A 26,970-nucleotide genomic window follows, 5' to 3' on the forward strand; every position below is an offset into this window, starting at 1 on the left:
GTTTAGTAGGTTAGCATTACGATTTTTCCGTCCATAGTACTGACAACAACTCTGTCTTTCAGCACGAGTGGCGGATTGATCATACCATTGGAAATCTTGTATTGCCAAGCTGTTTTTCCGGTTTTAGGTTCAACAGCAGACAATAATCCCTTGTCGCTAGGTACAAATATATATTTTGAATTGGTATAAATTGCAGTTGGAGCTAATTCATATGGTAATTTTATTTCGGCCTTCCAATTAACATCCATTTTATCGGCAGTAACCGGCACTCCGATCAATTCTCCGTCCATGGTCTTTGCCAGGACTAGCTTTCTATCTTTTGAAATACCCATCGACTCCCTTACACGGTATTCATCTTTCTTTTCACGCCAAATGGTTTGGCCTGTCTTTAGATCGATCGCTGTCATAAAGCGGTCCGGAGCGACGATGAAAACACGATTGTTTTCCACTACTGGATAACAGGCTGCCGCAGAAAACATCCTATTGGTATGGCCGTTGTCCCATTTCCAAACTAACTGACCTGTCTTTTGATCTAGCGCATAGAAACCGTTTTTCCAACTTCCAAAAATTACTTTATTATCAGCTAAGGTTGGCAAAGTCGAAACATAGCCTTGCACCTCATTAAAGCTCCAGATTAACTTTCCGGTTTTCACATCTATACAACGGAAGATTCCATCTGATGCGCCGATATAGGCTTTTCCATTTTTTACCACTGGCGAACCAAGCACTGCTTTATCAGCCTGCAGTTTCCAAAGTTCTTTTCCAGTTTTGGCATTTATGCCATAAATAAAATGGTCTGATGAACCGACCACTACCACTCCTTTATGTACTGCCGGGGTAGAATATACTTTTCCAGCAGTTTTGAAGGTCCATTGCTTCTTTCCTGTTTTCAGATCCAATGCATAAACCTCACCTACCGTATTGGCAGTGTACATCCATTTTTTATCGGCCGTAATACCGGCACCGATATCACCATGGTCTTCATATTCCCAAAGCACTTTCGCTTGGCTGTTTGCATTCAATGCGTAGTTTGGTCTTTTTACACCTTGAGCCACGTCTGGAGAGACAGGTTTAAGCGGCAGTTTCAGCCAATAATCTTCGGTAATAAAAAGAGGCCTTCTGACCTGGAAAAACACCGAATCGGAAGAAACCGTGATAATATTATATCCACCTACTGCATCCTTTGCACGCAGATTAGATCTGGCCATTACGCCAGGGATTCCCTCCCAATCATACAGTTTATTGATGTGGCCATGACCACATAGCGCCAATTGTACGTTTTTGGTTTTGATGCGATCAATATTTTCATACCAATTGTTCAATGAAGAATCCAAAGGGTAATGGTTAATGGCGATCAAGGGTTTTTGTTGATCAGGATGAGCCTTAAAGATCGAATCCATCCATACCAGGTTCTCCCTTGGAATTTGCCCCGGACTCATACGCATATTAGGCCCCGAAGTAGTTCCTATAAACTGAACGCCATTATGTTCGAAAAAGAAAGTTTCAGCACCAAAAACCTTACGGAAAGAGTTCGCACCACTTTCTGACCAGTTGCTGTCATGGTTTCCCGGAATGACATATAGTGGTAAGTTCAGACTATCCAAAATCTGTTTTGCCAAGGCCAGTTCCTCATCGGAACCAAACTCGGTGACATCCCCCGACAGGATCACGAAGTCAATGCCTTGCTGCTGATTTAAGTCCAGAACCGTCCTGCGTAAATCATCAGCTCCTGTAGCACCACCAACATGGGTATCGGTTACTTGAGCAAATTTGAAAGTCTGAGAAAATAGGTTTAATGGTAATAGGAACAGCAAAAATAATAGTCTTCTCATAGCTTAAATATAGAGCAAAAGGTCAATTGCTTGACCTTTTGCTTAAAATTTTCATTAATTCCAACCCGGTGTTTGGGTCAATGTATAACCTTGGTCTTGGTAAGCTTGGATCAGTCCAATACTTACTGGAGAAAGGTAGTTTTTAGGCAGGACAGGTAAACGGTTAGTGAAATTTCTAACCACATAGTATCCTTCCATTTCAGCATCATTGCTGCCATTGTAAGTTACGATGGTACCATCTGCTTTTTTAACCTGTAATCTTTTTACGAAAGCGCTTAAGATTTTTCCAGGGTTTTTCTTGTCGCCAAAATCTTTTACGCCGATAACCCATGAACCTAATTTATAGGTATCATTATTAAAGTTAAGGGTTTCCAATTTTTTCCAACGACGGATATCTTGGATACGAGCATATTCGAATACAAATTCCATACGACGCTCGCGACGGATTTCCCACATAAGTGGAGATACATCCGCATCTTTATTAGGATCTGCAGGAATAGCTCCAAGCATCAAAGGTTCTGTTTGTTTAACTCCTTTAGCTACCGCAACAGCATCCAATGGTCTCTTACGGATTGCATTGATGGATTTATCCAGGTCACCTTGAGTAACCGCAGCTCCACCATAGTTTTCTGCTAAGATCTGTTTTGCCTCTACCCAGTTTAATACCACCTCAGCGTAACGAGCTACAGGTGCATCATTGGTATTGGTATTTGAACTCCATTTCGCAGGATATGCTTTTCCAGAGTTCAAGAAATCTAAAGCCTCTCTACCAGCAAATTTATGGGCATAAACTAAAGTACCAACAGCAGGTGCATTTACCGTATCCATAAAAGTAGCTTCGAAACGAGGGTCACGAGTTTTTACCAATTCCTGTAACCTGAAGTTTTTAGCATTGGCTACTCCAGAGTTTTGGAAAGTCTTGCCATCGTTACAGATGAAAGCTTCGATCAGGTTTAAGTTTGCTGAACGTGGTTGGTTTTCAGTACCGTTGCTATAAGAAGCTACAGCATGTCTGATTGCCAATGCGTCGTCATAAGCTCTGAAGAAAATTACCTCAGGGTTTCCAGCTAAGCTTTCTGATGCAAACAAGCTCTTGAAATCGGATCCGAAAGAATACTTACCTGATTCCATTACGTATTGTGCCGCATCACGAGCCAGTTCCAAGTATTTCTTAGCCCTAGTTTTATCTAGGTTGTGGTAATGTTGCCAAGACCCTTCAAATAACATCATGTTGGACATCAACGTGGCTGCAACATATCTATTCAGATTGCTTACACCATCATTATCACGCATGTTTGCCAACACATATTTGAAGTCATCATACACATGGTCCATCACCTCAGCACGAGGTGTACGGTCTTTGTACTGTTCATCCATATTGGTCGGGTCAACGACATCGCCATAATAAGGAACATCACCAAAATTACTTACCAAACGGCTATATTCATAAGCTCTAAAGAAACGAGCAACTGATGACCAGTGCTTGTATTCATCTTCTGTCAACTTTGGTTTCGCAAAGTTTTCGATACGGTTCAACATTAAGTTGGCTTTTCTGATCCATGCGAAGTTCCAGTTTGGACCTGGGTGTTCAGCACGTAAAGATGCCACGGCCGTACTTGTAGAACCGCCGGAATTCGTAGGCAAGCTTGACAACAGGGCTAACTGTTGGTTTTCGGAAGTTAAATCATCGGAAAAGTTATATCCAGTTAACGGCGTATAAGCTGTCCCGAAGCTGGAGTTATAGCCAACAAAGAAGTTGGTATAAAAGTCATTTGCAAAAAGACGTAGGTCATTTTCATTTCTCCAGTAGGTAGACTCTGAGTCCACCATGGCGTTTAACTCAGGTCTATCTAGCAAGGTATTACAGCTGCTGAAGAACAGGGCTGAACCTAAAAATAAATATGATAATTTTTTCATTGTCGTAAGGATTAGAAGTTTAACTGTACACCGAATGAAGCAGATTTGAATGTTGGAGTACCAACCCCAGTTCTACCTGTGTTATAGTTACTTTCATTAAACATGGAGAATCCAGAAACTACCTCTGGGTCGATTGGCAAGCCATTGAGTTTATCCCAAGTAAAGAAGTTTTCTAAAGCCACATAAACACGTACATTGCTCAATTTAGCTGGAGCGATAAAGCTCTTAGGCAATACATATCCGAATGTGATGTTCTTAATTCTAGTGTAAGATAGATCCAATAAGTATTTAGACTGAATTTGCATGTTGTTGGCATCGTTGCTACCCGCATTGTTGAATGCCGCTGGGTAGAAAGCACCTGTGTTGTCCGGCGTCCAGTAATCATCTACGATTGCTGCTGGCATAGCACCGTCTGCTGTATTGAAACCAGCGATTGCCAATGCACCATTACCCCACATAGCACGTTGTCCAGTACCTTGGAAGAAGATAGAGAAATCGAATCCTTTGTAATCAGCGCCTAAACGTAAACCGTAGTTATAACGTGGAGTCGTGTTACCAATGATTCTTCTATCACCAGGGTTATCTACCGTACCATCACCGTTATCGATTTCACCATCACCGTTCAAATCCTTGAATTTCACATCACCAGGACCGAAGTTGAACGTATTGGTATTTTCTAAACGAGGTTGGTAAACCCCATTAGGATCTTTTAATTGGTAAGCTTTACCATCACCATTTGCAAAGTATTTGGTCATGTCCTCCGTTAAATTGATCAACTGAGGTTTTCCATCAGCGCCTAATACGAAGTCATCCATTTGGTAAAGTCTATCGGTTTCATATCCCCAGATATCTCCATATGCAGAACCATCATAGTAAGAACCTGTAGTTCTTTGGCTCGTAACATTATAGAATCTTGAGATTGCATCGTCAAAGTTTGCACGAACATTGATACCTAGACCGTTATTAAAGCGGTGGTTATAGTCAACAGCTACTTCGTAACCTTTTGTTTTTAAGGTACCGAAGTTTCCAAGAGGTGCAGCACCACCGGTAGTCCATGTTGTACCCTGCAATCCAACGAACATGTTGTTGGTATTACGAACATAGTAATCGAAAACCAAACCTAATCTGTTGTTTAAGAAACGAGCATCAACACCAAAGTCAATAGTTTCTAGATCTTCCCAAGAGATATCTCTTAAGCTGAATGTAGGCGTAGGTACACCATAGTATTTATTCTGACCACCGATCCACAAAGTCTCGTAAGGGAACATGTTTGGTGTATATAAACTTGCAGGAACGGCTTGGTTACCGATTATCCCGTATGAACCTCTAAATTTCAAGTGAGATAATGCTGGTTTAGCCCATTGCATGAAGTTTTCTTCTGAAGCCACCCATCCAGCAGAAGCTGATGTAAACCATCTCCAGATCAAATCATCCACGAATTTTGAAGATCCATCATAACGTGCATTCGCTTCCAAAAGGTATTTGTTTTTGAAGGCATAGTTTACACGACCGAAGAAACCTACCTGACTAGTCCAGAAAGTACCACCAGAACCTGTTACTGTACCTGAAGCAAGATCGAATTGCGGATTGCTTAAGTCAAGTAGGTTAGTTTTTTGAGTCCAGTTGTATTTACCATAATCAGACACCAAGTTTGAACCCACCATAAATTTGAATTCATGGCCGTTGTCAAGGTTTAGATTATAAGTAGAGAAAGCATTAAAAGTATGTTTATACTCATATGCTGCACGAGCGTATACGTGGTCAGGATTTGCTCCTGGGGCTGTATATTCATGTGTATTCAAGTCGTATGCTGCGATAGCTCCAGGAGAACCTGCAGGCACTACAGCACCTGTATTGTCCACATAAACCTGGTTACCATTGGCGTCCAAACGTTGAACCGGAGCGATCCAGCTGTTAGCTGCTGTAAAACGAGTACCCGGTCTAAACCAATCGTAGTCTTCATTGGTGAAGTTGTAATCCACATCTAATCTCCAGTTCTTGGTCATATTGACTGTTGCACCAGCATTCAAGTTGATGTAGTTACGTTTCATTGATGCTTCATTTGCATCTTCGTACTCCGACCAAGGGCTACGGATTTTGCTTCCGTTCTCATCCAATCCCATTGGATAAACTGATGACCAACGGTACATGTAGTACCAAGGGTCGGCAGTGGTAGAGTTGGTCGCATAAGGATATAGCTTTTGACGTTGGGAGAACATGGCTCCGGCACGCAAAGTCAAGTAATCACTTACATCTGTAGATACCCTTACTGCAGCATTTGCTCTTTTGAATTTATCAGAGTCACCAGCTTTCAACATCCCGCTTTGAGAGATGTGTCCAAAAGTGGCTGTATATTTAGTCCTACCTACAGAACCATTTATTGAAGCATTGTTGGTAATGGTTGGAGCCCATTCCCTTACCATGTAATCATAAGGATCATAGGTTCTCAAACCAATTTTACGAGAAGAATTGGTTGGGTCAACAATCCAGTCACGTCCGAAAACAGTAGGATCGTTTGGACCTAATGTAGTTCCATATTTGTCATCCCATTCCTTCGCCATTTCATAACCTTCTGGAGTTACATAGTAGAAAGCACCAGAGATGTTTGATCCAATACGCTCCATGGCATCTTTGGTATATTTCAACGCATTGATCCTACCCATTTCATATTGTTTGAAAGGGTTTTGGAACGAGAAGTTATTGGAATAGGAAATATCGATTTTTTCACCTTTAGCACCGGTTTTGGTCGTAATCAAGATTACACCGAATGCAGCTTTAGCACCGTAGATCGATGATGAAGCGGCATCTTTCAATACCGTAATGGATTCGATATCGTCAGGGTTCACATATTGGATACTTGGGATTTCCACGTTGTCCAATAAGATCAGAGGATCTCCTGAAGCCTGCAATGAAGCTACTGCACCACGGATTTTGATACGTGGATCAGAACCTACCTCACCCGATGGAACCGTCACGGTCAAACCAGGGGTTACCCCTTGGATACCACGACCCACATCTGCGATAGGACGACCTTCTAAGTTATCTTTTACACTGATTGTTGAAACGGCACCTGTTAAGTTACCTTTCTTTTGAGTACCATAACCCACGACAACCACCTCATCCAACAGGTCGCTGGAAGATTGAAGCGTTACGTTCATGGTATTACCAGCTACGGTAACCTCTTTGGATTCGTATCCAACATAGGAGAACCTTAAAGTCGAACCTACAGCGGCCGAAATTGAGAATTTACCTGATTCATCCGTAGAGGCTTTCACAGAGGAGCCTACTACCGAAACAGTAACACCAGCTAAGGGACCGTCCGGACCACTTACCGTACCTGTTACGGTATTTTGCAGCACCGATGAAGCATTTGTCCAGCTAGCATGGTTTCCAAGTGCAACAACACCTTTGTTTGCCTCAAAAGACGCATAAGTCGGCATTGTTAAACCCAGAGCGAGAGAAAAGAGTATAAGTCTTCGCATTGCTTTAAGATTAATAATTTATAATTTTTGTTATCATAATTCGGTTTATTCCCATCTAACTGAAACAACCGAGTTTGTTTGCGTGATAAAATGTTTTTCCAGCATCAAATGTCCCATTATGCGAATAGGCTCAATTAAATTGAGCCCTCACATGCTTGTTTTTCATTTGAAGTCTGGGTAGATCAAATATTTTGTTCTCATTTTCTTGTATTCATCCAATTCAGGTTTCCAGCTGGCACGGATTTCATCTTCTGTCTTTCCAGCAATGATTTGCTTTCTAAGCTCATCCGTTCCGGCTAGCTTGTCGAAGAATTCTGCTCGCACAAAAAACTTAGACTTGTCTGGCATTTTATTATAGAAATCGAGTATGTATTTTAAGGTAAATTTCTGTTTGTCGGCATCTAGACCTCTTAAATCTAGACCGTAATTGGTCGCTCCTTTTCCTTCTACGTGTTTAGCCATACCTGCTTTTTCACCTGGAGTAAAGGTAAAGTCTCCATAAACAGGGTCGGTAAAACCAACCACTTGGAAAGGCCAGTCTGTACCACGGCCTACGGAAATATCAGTTCCTTCAAACAGACATAATGAAGAATAAAGGCGAACTGATAAATGGTTTGGCAAACTTGGGGAAGGGATAACTGGAAGGTCGTACATGCTATCATGCGTATATCCTTGAACCGGAACCACAGTCAACTTGCATTGACGTCCATTTTCTAACCACTTCTCGCCATTGATCATCTTTGCCAATTCTCCAACGGTCAAGCCGTGGACCATGGCAATTTTATGATAAGAAACGTTGGATTTGAATTTGTCGTCCTTACGAACAGGACCATCAACCTGATCACCACATGGATTAGGTCTATCCAGTACAATCAGTTCTTTGTTGTGCTTTGCACAAAGCTCCATGACACGGTGCAAGGAGGTTATGTAAGTATAGAATCGAGCACCAACATCTTGCAGATCGAAAATCATGACATCAACCGACTGAACGATTGAATCTTGTTTTTCATTTCCACCATATAGGGTAAATAATGGAAGACCAGTTTTAGCATCAACATCATTGCTGACTTTCTCGCCTCTTTCGATGTCACCTCGGAATCCATGCTCAGGTGCGAATCCAAATTTAAGGTCTACTTTCTCCCTTAACAGCACATCTACCAAATGTTCCTTTTGCGGACCTACAACAGAGGTCTGGTTACCCATCAAACCGACTTTCTTACCTTTCAACAAAGGCAAGTAAGCAGTAAGCTGATCAGCAGCAGGCACAATGGTTTCTTGTTTTACAGTTTCAACTACAGGCTGTGAAGCATTTGAAGAGCTATTCTTCTTTGTTGAACCACAAGCACTTGTCAATAATAAACCAAGAACGGCAGAATATAAGAGTAAGTTTCCCATTAATTAAGATTCGGTAAATCAGTTTCGCAATAAAAACTGGATAAAATTAAGACAAATACCGCACAATAAAGCAAATGAAACAGCAAAATCTGTCATATTCCGCAAAATAAAACGCAAAACACGCATGAATCAGAAAATGGAGATGTAAAAATCTGCATGATTAATTGAATGGAATCCTTGAAATTTAGCAGATTAAAGCATTTAGCTCCGCAACCGATTGCATCAGGAAGTGTAAATACTACACATATAAGTAACATTTGCGTGACACTATCGTTACAGTAAATATTTGTAAAATAAAAAAGCGGGAAAGAACGTTCTTTCCCGCTTTTTTATAAAATATTTTTGTTTAAATACTATTCTATAGCTTCACCAGCATAGTCGCCTTCATTGCCTAAACGGTCAATAGGCTTTACAGCAACGGCGTTTAATTTATGACCGTCTTTGCTCTTCGGCAAGCTCAATTCGGATTGAGGACCATCTAGGATCTGAATATCCCAAGTGTCTCCATAGCGCGCATAGGTCACCCATTTAAATACTTGCTCAGGTTGTTTGTGAAGCCATTTCACAAATACACTGCTCGGTTGATTGGTCAACAGCAAAGTTGGCTTCAAGATCGGATTGGCTGACAACCATGGGGACGCAGGAACCAAAGCCTTCTGCGAATATGGTCCATCGTGCAATGCTTTTAACAACATTGGGTTTTTGGTCAAACCGGCAATACTCCAATGTACTGCGCCTACGCTATTCGGAATTACTTCACGAGTAACCGCAATCTGGCGCTTGATCTCATCCGCTCTGTTGGCAGCTCTAACTTCTACCGTATTCAGACCAGGCCACAAGTGGCGATTATGTTTGTTTTCAGATTGCCACCATTTCAGCAAGCTGGTAAAGCTTTGTCTAGGCGGATCAATTGGCCAATATAATTGAGGCGTGAAATAGTCAATCCAGCCTTCATTCAACCATAATTTAGCGTCGGCATAGAGTTCATCATATTGGGAAGAACCAGTAACCCCAGAAGGATAACCTGGTTTCCAAATACCAAAAGGACTCAAACCAAACTTAACGGAAGGTTTTTCTTTCTTAATCTCTGTATAAATACGCTTGATGAATTTATTGACATTATCTCTTCTCCAATCCGGGCGGGTTAGGTTGCCTCCTGCCTTTTTATAGGCGAACCAGGTTTTGTCGTCAGGGAAATCTGCACCACCATTATAGGTTGCATATGGGTAGAAATAGTCATCAAAGTGTACTCCGTCGATGTCATAACGTTTCACAATATCCATGACCACCGAAGCGGCATGGTTTTGCGTTTCTTGACTAGCTGGATCAAACCAGTACATTCCATTTCTAAGTCTCACCACATTCTCTGGCGATTTGCGCACTAGCGACTCGCTGGTCACCTGGCCTCCATTGCTGTGGTGAGCACGGTAAGGATTTAACCAAACATGCAGTTCCAACCCTCTTTTATGGGCTTCCTCGACCCAAAATTCCAATGGATCGTAATATGGACTTGGAGCTTTTCCGATAGTTCCGGTCAAGAAATAAGACCAAGGTTCTAAGCTGGATTTATACAAGGCATCAGCAGAAGGCCTTACTTGAAAGATAACCGCGTTGAAATTGTTGTTTTTCAACATATCCAATAGGTTAATGGCCTCTTGCTTTTGTTGTTCTGTCGATAGGTTGTTTTTGCTGGGCCAGTTGATATTGGCTACTGTGGCTACCCATGCTGCTCTAAATTCGCGGGGAACATTTGGTAGATTCGCTTTAAATACGGGCTTTTCTACAGGCTTCTTTTCAGCCACTTTTTCGCCTACAGGTTTCGTGGTAACCGGTTTTTCAACAGGTTTATCATCTGTTTTTGGAGCTTCCGTTGAAGTTTCCTGAGTAACCGTAGCGGTTGGCTGTTGCAATACTTTTCCTTGCCTTCTCTTCGACCCACAGGATAAAACTATCACCATCATCAGCACAAAAAGACAAAGACTTAAGATTTTTCTCATCATAAATTCATTCTTAACCCACAAAATTAAGACTTTTATGGGCTATCCTACTAATTGTAACCTATTCTTTATATGTTAAATAATTCTTTCTCCTTGAAAAACAACCTGTTGAACCCGGAAATCTTGATCAAAAACTAACACATTCGCTATAGATCCGGAGTTTAAGTTGCCAAGGTCATGTCTTCCGAAAAGTCTTGCAGGGTACAATGTGGCCATGCGAAGGCTTTCTTCTAAACTGATTCCCACCTTTTTGACACAGTTTTCAACGGCCTTCAACATAGTCAAGGCAGACCCTGAAAGCGTACCGTCCGGCATGGTATAATGATCTTGATTGAAAACATGTTGATAAATCCCTTTGTCACATTTTGCAACCGCATCGGTGATAAGGAACAAACGGTCTCCCATTAATTCCTTAGAGATTTTGACTGTCTCAAAGTCTGAGTGGATTCCATCCACGATAATCGAAGCGCAGACCTCATCATGGTTAAATGCTGCTCCCGGCAAACCAACATCACGATGATGGAGCGGGGACATGGCATTCCACAGATGGGTCACAGCAGGAACTCCGTTATCAAAGGCATGCGTCGCTTCCTTATAAGTTGCTGCACTATGCCCTGCAGTTACCAATACTCCCTTGTCGTTCAGGTAGTCGATACACTCTTGATCGGTCAGTTCAGGGGCAATAGTCATCATTTTGACTATATGCTCCTTACCCTCAACGACAGACCCTAATAACTCCAAGCTTGCTTTCTGGATCAATTCAGCTGGATGAGCTCCTCGCTTTGCCGCATTTAGGAATGGCCCTTCCAGGTGTAGGCCTAAAGCAACTTTCGGTTTTGCCTCCTCAAAAACTGCAATAGCTTGGTTGAATAGCTCCAAGGTATTGGTTGCCAAAGTAAGCACAAAGGAAGTACAGCCTTGTTTCAATAGATTTTGTTCAATCCTATGGATGGAATCTACGGTCAACTCCGCTGAAAACAGGTCTTCACCTGTCCCGTAGATCTGCAAATCAATTAACCCGGGGCATATATTGGCACCTTTCACATCCAGTATCTCAAAACCTTCTGGCAGTTCATCTTGAGGAACAATACCAGCAATTCGGTCTGAATCGATTAAAAGTGCATGTTGTTCAAATATTTGGTATTCGGTAAAAATCCTACCATTGATGAGGGCAAGTTTATGTTTCATCCTGCAAGTTACTTATTGTTGGCTTTTGTTGAAAATCCAAGTGCCTAATCGTATATTAGACCAGCGAAATGAGATTCCAACCCTATATCAGAACCTCATTTTTTAAGAATTATTATCAAAGAACAATAAAATCATGGCACAAAAAGAAATTCTGAATACGGATAAGGCCCCAGCAGCAATTGGCCCCTACAACCAAGCGATAAAAGCAGATAAAACCCTTTATGTTTCAGGGCAGATCCCATTGATTCCGGAAAGCATGGAATTGATCACTACCGGAGTCGCAGACGAAGCTCACCAGGTATTGAAAAATGTAGGAGCAATCTTGAAAAATGCTGGCTATGACTATTCAGATGTGGTTAAGACATCGATCTTCCTAAGCAGTATGGACTATTTTGCAACCGTTAATGAGGTCTATGCCGAATATTTCAAAGAAAACCAACCAGCAAGGGAATGTGTTGCAGTAAAGACCTTACCTAAAGAGGTTAATGTGGAAATCTCTGTTATTGCCTGGAAAGGATAATCAACAACAAGAAACTTATTTCAATATAATGCCAACAATAATTAATTGTTGGCATTTTTTGTGGTTCTACCCTCCCTATTACTACAAATTCGCCATCAAGAAAAACAGTATTGCTTTTCAACTGTTACTCACCCATACCTATAATTCGGAAAAACAACCATTTATTTTAAGAAGGTAACCTAGGTCACTTTTTTAATGAAAGAAGCTTAAGATATTTATTCACATAAAAACACTACTATGAGATTAACAGGTAAAGTAGCCATTATTACGGGAGCAGCATCTGGCATGGGCGAATCCATGACCTATTTGTTTGCAAACGAGGGCGCGAAAGTGGTAGCAACAGATATTCAGATTGATAAATTGAATGCCATAGTCGAGAAACTTCAGGCTCAAGGCTTTGATGCCGTAGCAGTAAAACATGATGTTTCAAACAGAGAAACTTGGTTCAACGATGTCATTCCTGCAGCACTGAATAATTTTGGAAAAGTAGATATATTGATCAACAACGCAGGGATCTCGGTTCCAACCCCTTTTGAGGAACAAGATGAAGCCCTTTGGAAAAAGACCTATGATATCAATATCAACAGTGTGATGTTGGGCATGCAGGCCGTCCTTCCACATATGAAGGAAAATGGCGGTAGTATCGTGAATATTTCTTCGATTGCAGCCTTGACCGGAATGTCTGGCCCAGGATCATACACCGCCTCAAAGGGTGGAGTTTCTGCGATTACCCGAGCAGCAGCCGTAGATTTTGGGAAATTGAAAATACGCGTCAATGCAATCAATCCCGGGTATATCATGACCCCAATGGCTGAAGCACACCTCAACAACCCTCAGTACAGACCCCATTTCATGTCTATTATCCCGATGAAGGATTATGGAACCGCAGAGGATATCGCCTTAGCCGCCTTGTTTTTAGCCTCAGATGATGCCCGGTACATCACTGGAATCAACCTGGCAGTGGATGGTGGTACCACCATAATTTAACCCTAAATCTATCTATATAAAACAGTGAAAAGCTCCTCGATTCTGAGGAGCTTTTGTTGTTATCGGAGCTTGAGTTGAAAGTTTTTATTATTTTAGTGGGATTATCATCCCATGGCAGATTTATCGTTAATAACTCCCATAGAATATCTCAAAGGTGTAGGACCGCAGAAAGCGGATGTCCTCAAGAAAGAGCTTCAGATCTTCACGATTGGAGACCTTTTGCAGGATTATCCTTTTCGATATATCGACCGCACCAAATTCCATAAGATCCGCGAGCTCCACCCTGACATGGTTGGTGCCCAAGTTCTGGGGAGATTGATGAGCCTGCAGGAAGTTGGCGAAAAACGGGGAAGGCGACTGGTCGGCCAATTCAAGGATGATACCGGAATGATGGAATTGGTCTGGTTTCAAAGCATTTCTTGGTTAAGAAAAGGACTTAAGGTCGGTGCTGCCTATATTATCTACGGGAAACCGACAGAATTCAACGGTGCAATTTCCATTACCCATCCAGAGATGGAGCTCTACCAACAACAGGGCAAAAAGGTTGGAAATATGACCATGCAACCGGTCTATTCTTCCACTGAAAAACTTAAGAAGTTCAACCTGGATTCCAAAGGCATCCAAAAGCTACAACAAACGGCCTTAGAAACCACCTTAAGAACGGTTGCTGAAACATTGCCAAACTACATTCTGGATAAATACAAGCTCTTACCCCTTCAACAGGCTCTGCTGAGCATTCACTTTCCGCAAAACGAACAGTTGATGAAAGCGGCAATAAATAGGTTGAAGTTTGAAGAACTCTTCTTTATTCAACTTCGCCTATTGAAAAATAAACAGTTGAACACCCAACGATACAAGGGACATCAATTCAACAAAGTTGGCGACAAGTTCAATACATTCTTCAATGAGAGGTTGCCTTTCCCACTTACCAATGCCCAAAAAAGAGTGGTAAAGGAAATTCGAATAGATTGTAATACGGGCGCCCAGATGAATCGATTGGTGCAAGGGGATGTCGGCTCAGGGAAGACCGTAGTGGCGTTGATGAGCATGCTCTTGGCTATCGACAATGGCTACCAAGCCTGTATGATGGCCCCAACGGAAATCCTTGCAACCCAACACTACAATGGCTTAAAGGAATTATTGGGAGATGACATCTGTACCGTCAAGCTCTTGACAGGTTCAACACCTGCAAAGGCAAGAAGGATCATCCATCAGGAATTGGAAGATGGAACACTCGATATCCTGATCGGGACGCATGCCCTGATTGAGGATAAGGTAAAGTTCAAGAATATTGGATTTGTGGTAATCGACGAACAGCATCGATTTGGAGTAGAACAAAGGGCAAAACTATGGCGTAAAAACCTGATTCCTCCACATATGTTGGTGATGACTGCAACGCCTATCCCAAGGACCTTGGCGATGACCATGTATGGAGACCTTGACATTTCCATTATCGATGAGTTACCAGCTGGAAGAAAGCCAATCAAAACCGTTCACTTTTTCGAAAACCAACGCTTACGCGTATTTGGTTTCATGCGCGATGAAATCGCAAAAGGTCGCCAAGTCTACATCGTATATCCGTTGATCAAGGAGAGTGAAAAGATGGACCTTCTATACCTAGAGGCCGGACTTGAAGGCTTGATGCGAGAATTTCCATTGCCTGAATTCCGGATCAGTATTGTTCACGGCAAGATGCCGGTAAAGGACAAAGACTTCGAAATGCAGCGTTTTATAAAGGGTGAAACCCAGATCATGGTGGCAACAACCGTAATTGAAGTTGGAGTAAATGTACCGAATGCATCCGTGATGGTCATTGAAAACTCGGAACGCTTTGGCCTTTCCCAACTGCATCAGCTCCGTGGCCGGGTAGGACGTGGAGCCGAACAATCCTTCTGTATCCTAATGTCAAGCAATAAACTGAGCAAAGAGGGCAGGACCCGTTTGGAAACCATGGTACGGACCAATGACGGCTTTGAAATCGCAGAGGTGGATCTACAACTCCGTGGCCCTGGGGACCTTTCTGGCACGCAGCAATCTGGTGTTTTGGAAATGAAAATCGCTGATCTTGCTAAAGATCAAGCCATCCTATCTGAAGCTAGGCAATTGGTCATCCAGATCTTTAATGAGGACCCAAACCTGCAAGAAGAACGCAATCAACTCTTAGCCCAGTATTTAAGCAAAAGCTCCCCTGCTATTTCATGGGACAAAATCTCGTAAAAACCGTAACTTTGTAAACTTGTTTCTACTTAAACAAGGTTTAAACAGGCAACAACCATTTCATTGGAACGCTTGTTCACTATTTAAAAACATTAAATGGCAAGATTTAAGATATATGACACGGCAGTAAAGCCAGAAACAGCAGTATTGGTGAGTGTAATCACTCCTGATGTTTCGGATGAAACCGCCAAAGAATATTTAGAAGAATTAGAGTTTTTAGTGACCACTGCAGGTGGTGTCACCAAAGGAATTTTCACCCAAAAACTAGCTTTCCCAGATCGTGCAACCTTTGTAGGATCAGGTAAGCTTGATGAAATCAAGGAATTTATCCAAGCCGAAGAAATAGATATCGTCGTATTTGATGATGAACTTTCTCCATCTCAGTTAAGGAACATAGAAAAGTATTTCAACATCAAGGTACTCGATCGTTCCAACTTGATTTTGGACATCTTTGCAAAGCATGCAAAAACGGCGCAGGCAAAGACCCAAGTGGAGCTTGCCCAACTGCAATATTTATTGCCTAGATTGACCCGAATGTGGACTCACTTAGAGCGTCAGCGCGGGGGTATTGGTATGCGTGGTCCGGGTGAAAGCCAGATTGAGAGTGATAGACGGATGATCTTGAATAAAATTTCCCTATTGAAGGATAGGTTAAAAGTCATCGACAAACAAAACGAGACCCAACGTAAGAACAGAGGCGAGATGATCCGAGTGGCCTTGGTCGGCTATACCAACGTTGGTAAGTCCACCATCATGAACATGATCTCAAAATCCGATGTATTGATCGAGAACAAACTGTTCGCTACGCTGGATACGACAGTTAGAAAGGTTGTTATTGACAATCTCCCATTCCTTTTGTCAGATACCGTTGGATTTATCCGCAAACTACCTCACCATTTAGTGGAATGTTTCAAGTCTACCCTTGATGAGGTCAGAGAGGCCGATGTATTGATCCACGTGGTGGATATTTCCCACCCTTATTTCGAAGATCATATCCGTGCGGTTAATGAAACCCTAAAGGATATCGGTGCTGTTGATAAACCGATCATTACGGTTTTCAACAAGATCGACGCCTATAAACCTCCGGTTGAACTGGATGAGGACGGTGAAGAGATAAAAGTAACATTGGATGATTTCCGGAACTCTTGGATGGCGAAAAATGCCGATCCGGCGATTTTTATCTCTGCAACCAACAAAACAAACGTCGAGGAATTCAAGGAAAAAGTATATGATATCGTTGTAAAAATGCACAACGCCAGATACCCATATAACAACCTGTTGTATTAGGAAAACAAAATGCAAAACAAAGAAGTAAAGTTTATTGATTGGGGGTTATTGGATTATCAAGAGGCTTGGGACAAACAAGAAGCGATTTTTGCAAAGACCCTCGCCATCAAACATGATAACCGAGTAAATAACGCACAGGATCCAACACCGAACTTTTTGATATTTACCGAACATCCACATGTCTATACCCTTGGCAAAAGTGGACATTTGGAATACCTGTTATTGGATGAAGAAGGGTTAAAGGAGAAAGAAGCAACTTTCTATAAGATCAATAGAGGTGGCGACATCACCTACCATGGCCCCGGCCAGATTGTCGGCTATCCGATCTTGGATCTGGACAACTTTTTCACGGACATCCATCTTTATCTGCGGACCCTAGAGGAAGCCATTATCCTGACCCTTGCTGATTACGGCATAGAGGCAGGAAGGTATCCAGGCTATACCGGTGTTTGGCTAGACCCTGATAATGAAAAGGCTAGAAAGATCTGTGCCATGGGCGTACGGGCTTCTCGCTGGGTAACTATGCATGGCTTCGCCTTTAACGTCAATGCAGACCTTGCCTATTTTGGAAACATCGTCCCTTGCGGAATAGATGACAAGGATGTTACTTCCATGGAAAGGGAATTAGGACATAAAGTTGACGTTGAAGAAGTGAAAGCCAAACTAAAGACACACTTGGCAACACTATTCAAAATGGAACTCCAATAAACATATTCAACAAAAAGGAAGGAGCTGTTATGATCATAACAGCTCCTTCCTTTTTGTATCTTAAACAGGGGATTACCCCGTAATGATCTGAATGGATTGATAAGAATATTCTTCCACATATATTTCCGTTTGCACCTGCTTGCTGATCTCAAATAGCGGAGTACATTCTGTCCTTTTTGCTACAGACATCTTAAATTCTTGGCAATGGGGTTCAAAGACCCGCTCAACCAACTCTACAGAATTGTTCTCGCCTGAAAGGTGGCCCAGTATCAAATGCTTTAAACGCTCAGATTTATTCTCAATAAAGGCTTCTAGGGATATTTTATTGGAAAGGTGGCCCCATCCTCCCTTAATCCTGTTCTTTAAATGATAAGGATATCTACCTGTAAAGAGCATTTCCTCATCATAATTAGCTTCCAAAAACAGGATATCCGCAATGCGGATTGCTTTCTTCACATTTTCACAGATCCTTCCCAAATCGGTTAGAACCGAAATATTCAGCTCCCCATCAGAAACCAAAAAGCTGCAAGGTTCCTGCGCATCATGATATTTAGGAATACCATAAACGGAGAAGTCTTCTAAATTAACAACCGAATTCGGCTTGATAAAATTGATCAGGTAACTCGGCAATTGCAATCTGGATGATTCATAGGTCCCTTCAGTCAGATAAACTGGAATCTGATACCTCTTCAGGAAAACGGATAAGCCAGAAATATGGTCAGTATGTTCATGGGTAATAAAGATGGCATTGATACTCGACGGATTTATCCCCAACGATGCCATCCTTAAATGCAGATGCTTGCTATTGATTCCGGCATCAATTAAAATGGAGGTATTGCCCTTAGCAATATAATAGCTATTTCCATTACTTCCAGAAGCTAATGCCGCGTATCGAATCATTTCACAAAGATAGAAAAATCGAAAATAAAAGAGCCGCCCAAACGGACAGCTCTCCAACTATTTGCATATTTCTTTTTTGAACCTAACATTCAGGCAAACTCAACGGAACTTTAATCGCCAGGCCACCATCTGCCGTTTCTTTATATTTCACATTCATGTCCTGAGCAGTATCCCACATCGTGCTCACCACTGCATCCAGACTTACTTTCGCTTTATCAGGATTCGACTGAAGGGCCAATTGAGCCGCAGTAATGGCCTTGATAGCACCCATGGTATTTCTTTCGATACAAGGAATCTGCACTAGCCCACCAATTGGATCACAGGTGAGGCCAAGATGATGCTCCATCGCGATCTCTGCGGCCATCAACACTTGCCTCTGCGAACCACCCAAACATTCGGTCAGTGCTCCAGCAGCCATAGCCGATGAAACCCCGATCTCTGCTTGACAGCCGCCCATGGCAGCAGAAATGGTTGCTCCTTTTTTGAAAATAGATCCAATTTCCGAAGCCGTAGCAATAAACTGAATGATCTTATCCTCTTTATAACAATCATGGAATACGATATAGTATTGCAGAACTGCGGGGATCACTCCAGCTGCACCATTGGTTGGCGCAGTTACCACTCGTCCAAACGAAGCATTCTCCTCATTCACGGCCAGAGCAAAACAGCTTACACAGTCAAGGATATATCCGAAATCCCTGCCTCCAGCACGGATCGCCTCTACCCAACTGTCAAAGTCCGAATATTCACGCCCTTTCAACATCTTTTTGTTCAGTTTGGATGCACGCCTTTCCACATGCAGACCTCCTGGCAAAACACCGTCCGTATGGCAACCCTTATAGATACATTCCTTAATGGTTTGGAAGATCTTTAAAACGCCATCCCTAGTTTCCTGTTCGGAACGCCAAGAGCATTCATTCTCCAACACCAGTTCCGAAATCTTCAGTCCGGTACGCATACAGGAAACCATTAATTCCTGCGCGGTATCAATTGGAAAAGGAAGATCAATCTCAGACAATACACTTTCGGTATCATTTTCCTGAACCACAAATCCACCACCTATTGAATAATAGGTTTCAGAAATAGCAGTCCCATTGTCCAAAAATGCCTGAAAAGTAACTGCATTGGGGTGAAATGGAAGACTTTGATCATAAAGGAATAGCAGATCATCGGTATAGGAAAAGTCAATTTCTTTTTTACCACCCAGGCTCATCTTTTTATTAGCCTTGATGCGATTCACCTTCGGAAGGACATCATTGACATCAAATGTTACAGGGTCATCCCCACTCATGCCCAAAAGCACTGCGATATCAGTACCATGACCAACACCCGTCTTCGCCAAAGAGCCATACAAAAGGATCTTTACCTCCACAACATGATCTAAGGCCTCCCTATTCTGCAATGCTTCAACGAAACGTTGGGCTGCACGCCAAGGGCCTAAAGTATGTGAACTGGAAGGTCCAATCCCTATCTTAAACATATCAAATATAGAAATCTGCTCTTTTGCCATAATTCTCAATCTACATAGCAAAATTAGTCTTTCTTTTGAATAAAAAAAGCCAGTAAAACTTACTGGCTACTTTATTTTTATGTTAACAAACTTAGATTACAAACCTGTTCCGTTTTCTAAATCCTCAGAAATGCTAACTGGCAATTTACCTTCTGGTTTAATTTGTTTCAACAAAGCCTTTAAAACAGCTTTTTGCATGAAAAAGTCATTTTGATAGCCTAAAAGAACAGAGGAACTGCGCATCACATCCACCGAGTTCATCGCATATGGATTGGTAAACATCACTGAAATCGTTCTCCTACCGGCAATCTTATCGATAAAATCTTTGGCAGCATCATTCAAAACCAATTCACTACGCGGTCTACTACGATTATCATGGATAACCAGTACAATCTGGCGATTATCCTTCGCCTCCTTCATCAAATCTTTCAACTGCTCTTCAGTTTCATCTCCTTTGATAAAAAACTGATCAAAATCGTTCAGCTGCAAGGCCAGACCTTTCTCAAAATCTTGAGTTTGATCAATTCCTACACTCACGATCGAAGTTGATTTTTTCGGGTCAAATCTTTTTAACCCGCGGTCTGATTTCAATAAGGTCACCGCAGCATCTGAAATGCGCTGCACCAAACTCTGAGCTGCAGGCGTATTCAAATCCTCATAAAGTCTATTGGTATTTACCGGTTTCACTTGGTTTAGGCCTAACCATAATTTCGCTGCCAAGACCTTTTTCACCCTAGCATCGATATCAGCTTGGGAAAGTCTTCCCGATTTGATCGCTTTTTCAACAAGATCGATTGCACGACCGCTGTTTTCAGAAACTTCCAAAAGATCATGGCCCGCTTCAATGGCCATCACATCAGCCTCCCCATTCGGGAAAAATTTCTTCACCCCATTCATGTCCATGGCATCAGTGACTGTAAGACCTCTAAATCCCAATTCCTTACGGATAATATCCGTCACTACTTTCTTGGAAATGGATGAAGGGATATTTGGCGTATTGTCTAACGCTGGTACATTCATGTGTGCCACCATCACAGACGGAGCACCATCTTTGATCAACTGTCTGAATGGATACATTTCAAGGCTATCCAATCTCGCTTTATCAAACCTCAACTGCGGAAGGTCATGGTGTGAATCCACATCGGTATCACCATGCCCAGGGAAATGCTTCAACGATGCTAAGATGCCACCTTGAACCATGCCATCCATATAGGCTTTAGCCTTTTCAGTCACCTTGTACTTATTGTCACCGAAGGAACGGAAGTTAATAACTGGATTATTTGGATTGTTATTGATGTCTACAACAGGCGCAAAGTTAAAGTGCATCCCCATACGGTGGAAATCACGTGCCACCTGTCTACCCATTTCATATAGCAGATTATTGTTCTGAATAGCACCCAAAGTCATCTGATATGGGTATGAGATCGTCGAATCCGGCATACGCATGCCCAATCCCCATTCCCCATCGAATGTAATCAACAAAGGGACCTTGCTCACTTTATCATATTGATTGAACATATTGGCATGTCTTACGGGTCCTCCTTGGAAAACGACAAGACCACCCAACTGTTCCTTCTCAATCACTTGCTTTACGGAGTCTACATATTTTTGACCCAAGTTGGTATGTGCTCTCACCAAAAAAAGCTGACCTATGCGTTGCTTCGGTGTCAAGGTATTGAACACGGAATCAACCCAAGAATGCTTTTGATTGATAAAATCTACGAAATTGGGTTTGTTCTGCGCGAATGCTGCAGAAATAAGCATCATGGATAGCAATCCAAAACTGAAGAGTTTCTTAATCATCACAATATAGTTTACACGAAATACGGCATTTTTACTTGTTTTTTAAAATATTTTGCACTTTTAAAAAACAACACGCAGGAACACGCAATACTAAAGGTTGTATTTGGTCTCTACCAAAGCTGCTAAATCAGCTGCATTTTCAAGCTCCCCACAGGCCTCTTTCTTCCATAACATATCAATGATCAGCAATAGGTATTGAGTTTCCAGATCGGGATTGGCATAACCCAATTCTTCAAACGCTTTATGAACGATGGGTTGAACGGGCTTAATGAAGAGTTCGTGTTGAGATTTGGAGAAACTATGGTGTGAAAGTCGTTCTTGCAATTTCCAGAACAAAGGATCATCGGCAACCAATTTACTCGGAAACTGAACCATGTTCCTAAGAAAATCCTTCGCCCCCTTATAGGTCATCATCCCTTTGTGATGAAGCAGCACCTTCCTATAACCTGACTTCACGATATGGGCCAACAAAGCATCCTTGTTTCCGAAATGCTTAAAGATAAGTGCTTCAGAAACTCCAGCTTTGGCAGCAATCTCCTTGGTCGAGGTATCAAGGTATCCCTTTATTGCAAATAACTGTAAGGCAGTTTGCAGAATCTTTTCCTTCCTACTGAGTGTCGTTTCTTTCATTGATTGTAATAAGCAAATATATCCAATTTTTCTGAAATTGCCTTGACCAAGCAATTTGACCGCTATGTAACATCTCTAATGCGACTCCGCTTTTCAATATTTTCATTTCCGCTGTAACCTCTTGATAATCTAACTTTTTCAATTTCCCGATTTTTACGATTGTCATAACAACAATGTATCTTTTTTGTGATTATCAGGCTGTTATCGTCTAAAAACTATATAATTGAAAAAATCCATCAAACCTTACCATGAAATACCTGCTTACCTTTTGCCTAGTTTTATTAAGCTTTGTCCCTGTATTGGCTCAAGTCAATATCGCTGGAAAGGTGCAGGACAAAACAAAGGGTAGCAACTTACAGGATGCCAGCATCCAACTCCTGAACCTCAAAGATTCCACCATCCGTACGGCCAAATCAAATGACAAAGGAGATTTCTCAATCCCAAGGGTAGCCAATGGCAATTATAAATTGACCGGAACTTTATTGGGCTTCAAAAAGTTCGAGAAAAACATCGTTGTAAAGCCTTCGATGGAAACGCTTCTGGTTGGCTTAGAACCTGGGGAAATCGTAATCGAAGAGATTACCATCGCTCCAGCACCTAATGTTGCCGTCAAAGGGGATACCATGGAATTCAATGCCCGTAATTTCGCCACTAGAGAATATGCCGATGCTGATGAAATGGTTGCTCAGGTCCCTGGTGTAACCATCGATGAAGATGGAAAAGTTACTGCACATGGCGAGGAGGTCACCAAGATCATGGTGGACGGCAAGGAGTTCTTCAGCACTGACCCTAAAGTGGCCCTAAAAACCCTCCCGGCAGACATCATTGACAAGCTACAGATCATCGATGAGAAATCCGAACAGACTAAATTCTCCGGATTCGATGATGGTAAAAGGTCCAAAGTCATTAACATCGTAACCAAGCCCGACAAGAAAAAAGGACTCTTTGGAAAGTTCAACGCTGGTAAAGGTGATGCCGACAAATTCTCGATCAACTCCGGTGTAAATGCTTTCCGTGGAGATGAAAAAATCTCCATCAATATCATGGCCAACAACATCAATGAAACAGAGTTTTCCGAACAAGGAAGAGGCGGGTTCAGAAGAGGAAATAACAACACCGACCGAGGTCTATCTGACACCTATGCGGCTGCAGCCAACTATACCAATACATTCCTCGACAAAAAGATGGAAGTCAATGGAAACTATAGGTTCCGCAATAGCAGCACTTTTACCAATACCCTATCAGACATTGAGTATATTACAGGAAGCCGAGCCAACCAATTCCAGAACCAACATCAAACCGGTAACAATGGCAACATATCCCATAACCTGAGAGGTCGACTGAAATGGGATATCGACAGCATGAACCGCATCGATATCAATCCAAACCTTTCTTATACAAAAAGTGATCTGGCCAATAGCTCAATCAGCAACATGAGCAAGAATAGGACAGAACCCCTGAACAACTCCAACCGAAACTTCAACAACAATAATGAAGCCTTCAATTTTGGTGGCGGCTTGACCTATATGCACCGATTCAAAAAAGCGGGTCAGACCATATCCTTGAGTTTAGACGGAAACAAGAGCAGCAACGAGGCGTTAGGAAAAACCTTAGCCTTCAACCAATACTATAAAGATGCAGTTCTAGACCGAATCGACACTGCCAATCGCGAAAGTACGACCTATGGATATGGAAATGGATACAATGGAAGACTTTCCTACACCTACAATGTCTCCAAGATCTCCAGATTGCAGGCCAACTATGGCATGCGAAATACCAGCAACTATTCCGACCGGAAAACTATGGAGTTTCTTGCCGAGACAGGGCAGTTTGAAGAACTGAACGATCGATTATCCAATGAATTCCGAAATGATTTCACCCATCACAGTGCAGGGCTTTCTTATTCATACAATAAACAGGACACCTTTAGGTTCCAGATTGGAATGAACTATGAACATGGCTACCGGGTAAACAACCGGACCGTCCCCATAAATCTGAGAACCACTGCAGACTTTGGAGCCTTTCTTCCAGAACTGACCATGGCCTATTACTTTAGCAAAGAAAGGCACCTGGAATTCAACTATAATGGCGCGACAAACACCCCTTCCATCGATCAATTGCAGGACTATATTGATAATTCAAACGAATTGTTTCTCCGAAACGGAAACCCAAACCTGAGCCAGGAATACACCCATCGGTTCCGTCTTCAGTATCGGGATGTAAACCGCAGCAATGGCCGGAGCTTCAACAGTAGCCTTAATTTTGACTACACCAACAATAAGATCATCAACTCCACCATGACCACCGACAGCACCATCACCCTGTTTGAAGATATTATCCTAGGTGCCGGTGGACAATATGTCGTACCTGAAAACATCAACGGTGTATTTCAACTTCGAGCAAATAACAACTATGGGCTACCGTTAAAAAAACTGGGCTTCAACCTGAACTTGAACAATTACATGTATTACAACCGTAATTATGCCATCCTCAACAAAGTCTTGATGCCAAACCACAGCTATGGTTTTAGCCAGCATGTGGGCATATTTACCAATTTCAGTAAAAAGATCATCATTGGATTCAATTACAATCTGAACATGAACTTTACCAATAACCCAATGAGTGAAATATCCCACTACCGGATTACCAACCATAGAATCAGCAATTCCCTGAACCTGGAATTCTTTAAGAACATGACCTTGGGTTATAATTATTCTTTCTACCGTAATGGGGGTGTAATGGGTGCAGAGGCCATTTCAACAAACTTGCTGAATGCGTCTATCGGATATAAGATCTTGAAGAAAAGAAATGCTGAAATCTCCTTAAAGGCTTTTGACCTGTTCAACAATGCCCGAAACATCAATCGTCGAGCGTCCGAGATTTCTATTTCAAACATCACCTCAAACACCTTGACCAGATATTTCCTATTGAGCCTGAACTATAATTTAAGAAGTTTTGGAGGAAGATCGGGCAGAGATTAATCCTGATTGGCATATTCGGAAATCAGACCTTGCAGGTCTGTCCAGCTTTTGGAGCTAATGGGACTTTTGTAGGTATTAGGGTCCGTCTTGATCCTGTTGATCTTTTGTTCTAGGTATTTCTTGCGGTCTGCAGGAACAGGGTGAGAAGAAATCCAGCTGACATCCCCATCCGAACTCAGATACACATCAAACAGCTCCATAACTTTCATCAAGCTACTTGGATCAACATGGGCCTCTTCCAAATATTCCACGGCTTTTTCATCGGCTTCTTTTTCAAGCTTCCTTGAGAAGGCCTGCCCTGTCAAGAAATTGGTCACTTCACCGGTACCTGATCCTGACAGCAATAGATCCAAACCAAAATTAGTGATCAATGAACGCATCACATGGTTTTTCTCACAATGGGCAATCTCATGGGCCAAGATGGCCGACATATAATCTGCACTATCCAAAAAATTGATCAGGGCTGTCGTCACGATGATCTTATCGTCAGGAAGGGCAAAGGCATTCACCTCTTCACTTTCCACCAACAGAAGATCATAGTTTTTGCTAGGGATATAATTTTCTTTCAATAAGGGAATAAAAAGCGAATCGAGGGTACTGTCGATCTGCTCATCCTCGATCACATCATACAGGTCGCGCACCTGTTCCAGCACCAACTTACCCAATTTTGACTCCAAGCGATCCTGATTCTGTTGGACTTCAAACACACTCGTCCAATTCACTTGCAACAACAGTAGATAACAGACTGCAATTCCAGCAGCTAATACCAGAAATTTGCCTAGAATCTTCATCGTTTCAACAGATTATCAGTGATATCCGAAAACAGGAACCAACGTACATGAATTCCCTTTCTTGTTTTTATCGAAGTATAGATGGTGGAAACAATTTCAATCCCATTCAACAGTAAAATCAACATCAGGTAGGCGATATAAGCATCGCTCACTTCCTTCCTATTAAAAATAATCGCCATGGTCCACCAAAATCCAGCGGTATTGAAAAAGAAAATGGCAAATTGGGAAATAAGTGCTTGAGTACAATGCCACTTTACAAAGCGAGTGGATTTACGATTGCCCAAATAGAAAATCACAGTTGCCAGTAAATTGAATATAGGCAACGGTAAACCAATAAACAAAGCAAACAAAGACATCAAATAACTATTTGATGCATATTCACGTTCATCCTCGGTAATCTCTCTCGGATTAAAAGCTATAGTCCCTTCGATATGTTCCATGCCCAATTTAAAATAACTAATATGACCAGAATCGCACTGAATGCCTTATGCTGCTGAAGAAATTTTTCAACCTGATTATAAACTTTATAATAATAATCACGCTTTGTAACCAAATCAAGCAGCATCAATACCAAAACAGCCATAATGATGATGCTCGAAACGATCCCCAAAGGGTTGATCATAAATGCATCCTTAAGCTGCCCATTAAACAATGCTGAAATGGATCTTGTCGTCCCACAGGAAGGACAAGGATAGCCTGTAACCAGTTTCACTGGACATAGTGTGATGTTCGCGGAAGCATAATAATCCAGCAATAGCCAGATAATCCCAATGAAACAAACTATTCCCGTAGTAATATACAGTCTGCTCCTTGGATTCCGCATTG

General features: G+C 42.0%; 19 protein-coding genes. 6 read left to right on the forward strand and 13 right to left on the reverse strand.

The features are described from left to right. Positions 1–2 precede the first annotated feature (2 nt). The 6 genes from NLF99_RS02430 to nagA all read right to left on the reverse strand — a co-directional run bounded on the left by NLF99_RS02430 (position 3) and on the right by nagA (position 11,811). The gene (locus NLF99_RS02430) at positions 3–1,832 is read right to left on the reverse strand and encodes a PQQ-binding-like beta-propeller repeat protein (protein ID WP_254526599.1); all 1,830 of its coding nucleotides are present in this window, start codon (positions 1,830–1,832) and stop codon (positions 3–5) included. Positions 1,833–1,886: 54 nt separating this feature from the next. After that, positions 1,887–3,749, reverse strand: a complete 1,863-nt coding sequence (locus NLF99_RS02435; RefSeq protein ID WP_254526600.1) for a RagB/SusD family nutrient uptake outer membrane protein — start codon at positions 3,747–3,749, stop codon at positions 1,887–1,889. Positions 3,750–3,760: 11 nt separating this feature from the next. Continuing rightward, a complete protein-coding gene (locus NLF99_RS02440) occupies positions 3,761–7,231 on the reverse strand; it encodes a SusC/RagA family TonB-linked outer membrane protein (RefSeq protein ID WP_185215834.1) in 3,471 nt (1,156 codons plus the stop codon). Between the two features lie 162 nt (positions 7,232–7,393). Next, a complete protein-coding gene (locus NLF99_RS02445; RefSeq protein WP_254526601.1) occupies positions 7,394–8,626 on the reverse strand; it encodes an exo-beta-N-acetylmuramidase NamZ domain-containing protein in 1,233 nt (410 codons plus the stop codon). Positions 8,627–8,979: 353 nt separating this feature from the next. Next, complete coding sequence (locus NLF99_RS02450; protein WP_254526602.1) at positions 8,980–10,626, reverse strand: glycoside hydrolase family 10 protein; 1,647 nt, start codon at positions 10,624–10,626, stop codon at positions 8,980–8,982. A 72-nt stretch (positions 10,627–10,698) separates the two neighbouring features. Next, the gene (nagA, locus tag NLF99_RS02455; protein WP_254526603.1) at positions 10,699–11,811 is read right to left on the reverse strand and encodes an N-acetylglucosamine-6-phosphate deacetylase; all 1,113 of its coding nucleotides are present in this window, start codon (positions 11,809–11,811) and stop codon (positions 10,699–10,701) included. Positions 11,812–11,944: 133 nt separating this feature from the next. Between nagA and NLF99_RS02460 the strand changes: the two genes are divergently transcribed. The 5 genes from NLF99_RS02460 (at position 11,945) to lipB (ending at position 17,530) form a co-directional block, all read left to right on the forward strand. Next, positions 11,945–12,331 carry a RidA family protein gene (locus NLF99_RS02460; RefSeq protein ID WP_093101229.1) on the forward strand — a complete coding sequence of 129 codons (387 nt, stop codon included), beginning with the start codon at positions 11,945–11,947 and terminating at the stop codon, positions 12,329–12,331. 237 nt (positions 12,332–12,568) lie between these two features. Further along, the gene (locus NLF99_RS02465; protein ID WP_185215830.1) at positions 12,569–13,318 is read left to right on the forward strand and encodes an SDR family NAD(P)-dependent oxidoreductase; all 750 of its coding nucleotides are present in this window, start codon (positions 12,569–12,571) and stop codon (positions 13,316–13,318) included. A gap of 111 nt (positions 13,319–13,429) precedes the next feature. After that, positions 13,430–15,535, forward strand: coding sequence for an ATP-dependent DNA helicase RecG (gene recG, locus NLF99_RS02470; protein WP_185215829.1), 2,106 nt, complete (start codon positions 13,430–13,432; stop codon positions 15,533–15,535). Positions 15,536–15,631: 96 nt separating this feature from the next. Next, positions 15,632–16,822: a GTPase HflX gene (hflX, locus tag NLF99_RS02475; protein WP_185215828.1), complete on the forward strand. Its 1,191-nt coding sequence runs from the start codon at positions 15,632–15,634 to the stop codon at positions 16,820–16,822. Between the two features lie 9 nt (positions 16,823–16,831). Then, positions 16,832–17,530 (forward strand): lipoyl(octanoyl) transferase LipB, encoded by a 699-nt coding sequence (gene lipB, locus NLF99_RS02480; protein WP_254526604.1) that lies wholly within the window; start codon positions 16,832–16,834, stop codon positions 17,528–17,530. A 72-nt stretch (positions 17,531–17,602) separates the two neighbouring features. Here the strand turns inward: lipB and NLF99_RS02485 are convergent, their stop codons facing one another. The 4 genes from NLF99_RS02485 to NLF99_RS02500 form a co-directional block, all read right to left on the reverse strand. Continuing rightward, positions 17,603–18,430 (reverse strand): MBL fold metallo-hydrolase, encoded by an 828-nt coding sequence (locus tag NLF99_RS02485; protein WP_254526605.1) that lies wholly within the window; start codon positions 18,428–18,430, stop codon positions 17,603–17,605. Between the two features lie 82 nt (positions 18,431–18,512). Next, positions 18,513–19,940, reverse strand: coding sequence for an L-serine ammonia-lyase (locus NLF99_RS02490; protein WP_254526606.1), 1,428 nt, complete (start codon positions 19,938–19,940; stop codon positions 18,513–18,515). Between the two features lie 96 nt (positions 19,941–20,036). After that, positions 20,037–21,743 (reverse strand): glycoside hydrolase family 3 N-terminal domain-containing protein, encoded by a 1,707-nt coding sequence (locus NLF99_RS02495; RefSeq protein ID WP_254526607.1) that lies wholly within the window; start codon positions 21,741–21,743, stop codon positions 20,037–20,039. Between the two features lie 90 nt (positions 21,744–21,833). Next, on the reverse strand, positions 21,834–22,373 hold the full coding sequence (locus NLF99_RS02500; RefSeq protein WP_185215824.1) for a TetR/AcrR family transcriptional regulator: 540 nt from the start codon (positions 22,371–22,373) through the stop codon (positions 21,834–21,836). Positions 22,374–22,621: 248 nt separating this feature from the next. On the opposite strand from NLF99_RS02500, the gene NLF99_RS02505 reads away from it, so the two are divergent. After that, positions 22,622–25,354, forward strand: coding sequence for a TonB-dependent receptor (locus tag NLF99_RS02505; protein ID WP_254526608.1), 2,733 nt, complete (start codon positions 22,622–22,624; stop codon positions 25,352–25,354). Here NLF99_RS02505 and NLF99_RS02510 read toward each other — a convergent pair. Genes NLF99_RS02510 through NLF99_RS02520 form a run of 3 tightly spaced genes read right to left on the reverse strand, consistent with a single transcriptional unit; the run spans position 25,351 to position 26,968 of the window. After that, complete coding sequence (locus tag NLF99_RS02510; protein WP_254526609.1) at positions 25,351–26,145, reverse strand: M48 family metallopeptidase; 795 nt, start codon at positions 26,143–26,145, stop codon at positions 25,351–25,353. The genes NLF99_RS02505 and NLF99_RS02510 overlap by 4 nt on opposite strands. Beyond that, the gene (locus tag NLF99_RS02515; protein WP_185215821.1) at positions 26,142–26,585 is read right to left on the reverse strand and encodes a DUF4870 domain-containing protein; all 444 of its coding nucleotides are present in this window, start codon (positions 26,583–26,585) and stop codon (positions 26,142–26,144) included. The genes NLF99_RS02510 and NLF99_RS02515 overlap by 4 nt, the downstream gene beginning before the upstream one ends. Further along, the gene (locus NLF99_RS02520; protein ID WP_254526610.1) at positions 26,561–26,968 is read right to left on the reverse strand and encodes a DUF2752 domain-containing protein; all 408 of its coding nucleotides are present in this window, start codon (positions 26,966–26,968) and stop codon (positions 26,561–26,563) included. The genes NLF99_RS02515 and NLF99_RS02520 overlap by 25 nt, the downstream gene beginning before the upstream one ends. Positions 26,969–26,970: the final 2 nt, after the last annotated feature.

This window comes from Sphingobacterium sp. LZ11T8 (assembly GCF_024261425.1).
Lineage (GTDB): Bacteria > Bacteroidota > Bacteroidia > Sphingobacteriales > Sphingobacteriaceae > Sphingobacterium.